The following is a 4,974-nucleotide window of genomic DNA, read 5'->3' on the forward strand; positions in this document are numbered from 1 at the left end:
CGCCGCCGCGAATGATGATGTCCTTGGCCCTTCCAGTGATGCGCACGTAGCCGTCTGCGTCGATCCGTGCGAGATCCCCGGTGTCGAACCAGCCCTCGGCGTCGTGATTGTAGAGCTGCGGTCGCTTGAGATAGCCGACGAAACTGGAGCAGCCGCGCACCTTGAGGACGCCTTCCTCGCCGGGTGGGAGGGGCTTGCCGTCCGGGCCGAACACCCGTACCTCCATGCCCGACAAGGCGCAGCCGTCCGTGAAAAAAGCCTTCTCGTCGGGGTCGCCGGGCTTCGTGGTCGTGACGGCGCCGTTCTCCGTCATGCCCCACGCCGACACGACAGCCGCCCCGAGCGTCTTCGATGCGCGCTCGGCCAGCACGCGCGGAATCGGCGCGCCGGCGGCGAGGAAGATGCGCAGGCTCGAGACGTCGCAACCGCCGCAGCCGACGGCATCGGTCAGGTCGGAGAGGAATGGTGTCGATGCAAAGGTGAAGGTCACCCGCTCGGCCGCGATCAACTCGGCTGCTCGCCGCGGTTCCCAGATGTCCTGCAGCACGACCGTAGTCCGCAACAGGACGGGCATGATCAGCCCGTAGATGAAGCCGGATTGGTGCGCCAGCGGCGATGACATCAGCACGATGTCCTGCTCGGTGAGCCCGAGCCGATCGACGAACGGGTGCACGTTCGACAGGATGGTGTTGGAGGTGTGCATCACTCCCTTTGGCTCGCCTGTCGTGCCCGAGGTGTAGAGCAGCTGAACGACGTCATCCGCGCTGCGGCGCCGCTCGGCGAACAGGCGCTTGGCGTCGCGCTTCGTCTGCCGCGGCCTCTTGAGCAACATCTCCTCAAAACCTTCCTCGCCGTTGCCGCCGATCACCAGCAAATGCTTTAGATGCGGCAGCTCGTGGCGCATCGCCCGCACCATCGCGGGGTGATCAAAGCCGCGAAATTCGCGCGGAACGACGAACACCTTGCTTTCGGCGAAGCCGAGCATGAACTTGACCTCACGCTCGCGGAAGATGGGCATCATCGGGTTGATGACCGCGCCGATCCTCCAGCAAGCGAATGCCAGTGCGGCGAACTGCCACCAGTTGGGTAACTGACAGGCCACCACGTCGTCCTTCTCGACACCGAGTTCGGCAAGACCGACCGCGATGTGTTCGACGAGATCGCCGAATTCCCGGTAGCTCAGCCGGCGACCGCTGGCCTGCATCGAGTTGAAGTCGACGATCGCCGTGGTGGCGGGTTCCTGCGCAATGCAGCGATCGAGGTGGTCGACGAGAAGTTCGTCGCCCCAGTAGCCCCGCGCCCGCATCGCAGCGATCCGCCCCTCAGGCAACATCGGATCGAATTTCATGTCTCCTCCTTGCTTCCTCGCCGAAGCCCCTCTGGGAAAACCGTGGTCCCGTCTGCGGCACGCGATCGCTGCGGCACGCGATCGCTTGACAGTCTCCCCGGAAACGACCAGATTGAATGAGCGTTCATTCGGAACCTCATTATCCATGATCCTGACGGAAGAACAAGAAATGATCCGCGCCACGGCGCGAGACTTTTCCAAAACGCACCTTGCCCCGCAGTCGGCCCAATGGGAGCGAACCGCGACCTTCCCGCGCCAGGCGCTGCTGGAGATGGGCAGGCTCGGTTTCATGGGCATGACGGTGCCGCCGGAATGGGGCGGGGCAGGTGCCGACTACGTCGCCTATGCGCTGGCGCTCGAGGAGATCGCCGCCGGCGACGGCGCGACCTCCACCGTCATGAGCGGGCACAATTCGGTCGGCTGCATGCCGATCCTCGGTTACGGCACCGCCGCGCAGAAGGAGCGATACCTGCGTCCGCTCGCGTCCGGCGAAAAGCTCTGCGCCTTCTGCCTGACCGAGCCGCACAGCGGCTCGGATGCGGCTGCGATGACGAGCCGGGCCGAGCTGCGCGGCGACCGCTACGTGCTGAACGGCGTCAAGCAGTTCATCACCACCGGCAAGAACGCCGACGTCGCTTTGGTCTTCGCCGTCACGACACCCGGCGCAGGCAAGAAGGGCATCTCGGCCTTCATCGTCGAAACGGCTTGGCCGGGCTATCGGGTCGGCCGGGTCGAGCGGAAGATGGGGCAGAACGCCTCGGACACATGCGAGATCCGCTTCGAGGACCTCGAGATTCCCGTCGAGAACCGGCTCGGCGCCGAGGGCGAGGGATACCGCATCGCGCTTGCCAATCTCGAAGGCGGCCGCATCGGCATCGCGGCGCAGTCCGTGGGCATGGCGCGCGCGGCCCACGAGCTCGCGCTGGCCTATGCGAAGGAGCGCGAAGCCTTCGGCAGACCGATCATCGGACACCAGGCGGTGGCGTTCCGGCTGGCCGAGATGGCGACCAGGATCGAAGCCTCGCGCCAGCTCGTGCTCCACGCGGCCGCGCTGCGTAGCGCCGGCCGCTCGTGCCTGGTCGAAGCCTCGATGGCCAAGCTGTTCGCCTCCGAAATGGCCGAGCAGGTCTGCTCCGACGCGATCCAGACCCTTGGCGGCAACGGCTACATCGAGGACTACGGCGTCGAGCGGATCTTTCGCGCCGTGCGCGTCGCCAAGATCTACGAGGGCAGCAACGACATCCAGCGGCTGGTGATCAGCCGTTCGTTCGGAGGCTGACGGAGATCGCCATGCTGCCGCTTGCCGGGATCCGCGTTCTCGACTTCAGCACCCTGCTTCCGGGACCGATGGCCGGACTGTTCCTGGCCGAGGCCGGCGCGGAAGTGATCAAGATCGAGCGTCCCGGGACCGGCGACGAGATGCGGAGCTATTCGCCGCGCTTCGGCGAGGACAGCGCCAATTTCGTGCTTCTCAACCGCGGCAAGCGTTCGATCGCGATCGACCTCAAGGCGCCGGGCGCGCTCGAGCAATTGACGCCGCTCATTGAGAGCACCGACGTGTTGATCGAACAGTTCCGTCCCGGCGTGATGGAGCGGCTCGGCCTTGGCCATGCCGCGCTGAGCAGGATCAACCCTTCGCTCGTCTATTGCAGCATCACCGGGTTCGGCCAGACCGGCCCGCGCCGGGACATGGCGGCGCACGACCTCAACTATCTGGCGCTGACCGGCTTGTTGTCGCTGACGGGCGACCGCGAGGGCGCGCCGGGCATGCCGCAGATGCCGATCGCCGATATCGCCGCCGGCACCTATCCCGCGCTGGTCAACGTGCTGCTCGCCTTGCTCAAGCGCCAGCGCACCGGTCAGGGCTGCCATCTCGATATTTCGATGACTGACAATCTGTTCGTGCTCGCCTATTGGGGGCTTGCCGACGGCTTCGCGGCCGGTACATGGCCGACGGCGGGAAGCGCGCTGACCACCGGCGCATCGCCACGCTACCAGATATATCGCACCGCTGATGGCGGCTACCTGTCGGCCGGACCGATCGAGCAACGATTCTGGGACGTGTTCTGCCGGTTGATCGACCTCGATCCGGCGTTGCGCAACGACGCCAGGGACCCTGCGGCGACGCGAGCCGGAGTTGCCGCGCGCATCGCGGCGTATCCGACGGTGCATTGGCGGAGGGTATTCGAGGGCCAGGACGCGTGCTGTGCCGTCGTCACCAATCTCGCCGACGCTGTACGCGATCCCCATGTGATCGACCGCAGGATATTCGATCGCCGCGTCGGCGTCGGCGACGAGACCATCCCGGCGCTGCCGGTGCCGATCGATCCGGCGCTGCGCGATTCCGCCGTCGTCAAGTCCGCCCCCCGTCTCGGCGCCGACAACAGCCTCGCCGGAATGGGGGGCTGAATGGTTCGCGCCCTCCACATCGTCCGTCACGGGGAACCGGAGCAGCTCGTTCTTGCGACGGTGCAGGTGCCTGCGCCGGGGCCCGACGAGATCACGATCGACGTACATGCGGCAGGCGTCAATTTCCCTGACCTTCTGGTCGTGCGCGGAACGTACCAGAATCTTGCGCCGCTGCCGTTCAGCCCCGGCAAGGAAGTCGCAGGGATCGTCAGCGCAGTTGGAGAGAGTGTCGGCGAATTCAGGGTGGGCGACCATGTGCTCGCCTTTGTCGAGAATGGCGGCTATGTCGAGCGGATCACCGTGCCGGCCTTCCTGTGCCATCCGATGCCGGAGGGGCTCGACGCCGCCGACGCCATCGGTCTTGGCCTCACTTTCCAGACGGCGCATTTCGCCCTGTTCGCCCGCGGCCAGATGAAGCCCGGCGAGACCGTGCTGGTCACGGGCGCGACCGGAGGCGTGGGAAGCGCGACTGCGCAACTCGCCAAGGCCTGCGGCGCCACCGTCATCGCCGGCTGCACGACCGCATCGAAGGCGGACTTCGCGCGCGACCACGGCGCCGATCACGTCGTCATGCTCGATCGGCCCGATCTCGATCGGAGCCTCAGGGCCGAGATCGCGGCGCTGACCGGCGGCCGCGGGGTGGACGTCGTGGTCGAAAATCTGGGCGGGCAGGTGTTCGACGCTTGTCTGCGCACAGTTGCCTGGTGCGGCCGCATCGTGGTGGTCGGTTTCGCCGCGGGCGCGGCGGCGACGCTGCGTTCCAACTATCTGCTGATCAAGAACATTGCCGCGGTCGGTCTGCACTGGAGCGACTACCGCGATCGCACGCCGAGCCTGGTCAGCGACGCCCAGAAAGAGATCTTCGATCTGTGGCGCCAGGGACGGCTCGTCTCGCCGGTGACGGAAGCGCTGCGCCTCGACGACGCGGTGCTGGCGCTGCGCCGGATTGCCGACCGAAAGGTGCGCGGCAAGATCGTGTTGCTGACCGAGCGCTACGCAGGCCGCCTGGTTCCATCGTCTGACCCTGTTTCCAACTAGGATCCGCTATGTTCCAGACGTCCATCGCCGGCCAGATCGCAACGCTGACCATGAGCTCGCCGCCGGTCAACGCGCTCAGCGAAGCCGCCGCCGCGCTTGCGGAGGCCAAGCGGTGCATCGCGGCCGCGGCGACGCCCGGGCGCGGCGGCTACGGCGACGAACTGGAATCGACACGCAAC

General features: G+C 66.5%; 4 protein-coding genes. 3 read left to right on the plus strand and 1 reads right to left on the minus strand.

Going from position 1 to position 4,974, the window contains the following annotated elements:
• Positions 1-1,495 (minus strand): AMP-binding protein (locus KGM94_RS23385; RefSeq protein WP_300264567.1); only part of this gene is annotated, 1,495 nt, incomplete at its 3' end.
• Here KGM94_RS23385 and KGM94_RS23390 point away from each other — a divergent pair.
• From KGM94_RS23390 to KGM94_RS23400, 3 genes are read left to right on the plus strand one after another with little or no spacing between them, the layout of a single operon-like run.
• Positions 1,494-2,627, plus strand: a complete 1,134-nt coding sequence (locus KGM94_RS23390; protein WP_300264560.1) for an acyl-CoA dehydrogenase family protein — start codon at positions 1,494-1,496, stop codon at positions 2,625-2,627. The two genes, KGM94_RS23385 and KGM94_RS23390, sit on opposite strands and share 2 nt — an antisense overlap.
• 11 nt (positions 2,628-2,638) lie before the next feature.
• Positions 2,639-3,757 (plus strand): CaiB/BaiF CoA-transferase family protein, encoded by a 1,119-nt coding sequence (locus KGM94_RS23395; protein WP_300264562.1) that lies wholly within the window; start codon positions 2,639-2,641, stop codon positions 3,755-3,757.
• Positions 3,758-4,795 carry an NADPH:quinone oxidoreductase family protein gene (locus KGM94_RS23400; protein WP_300264565.1) on the plus strand — a complete coding sequence of 346 codons (1,038 nt, stop codon included), beginning with the start codon at positions 3,758-3,760 and terminating at the stop codon, positions 4,793-4,795.
• Positions 4,796-4,974: the final 179 nt, after the last annotated feature.

The organism is Bradyrhizobium sp. (genome assembly GCF_028868675.1).
GTDB lineage: Bacteria > Pseudomonadota > Alphaproteobacteria > Rhizobiales > Xanthobacteraceae > Bradyrhizobium.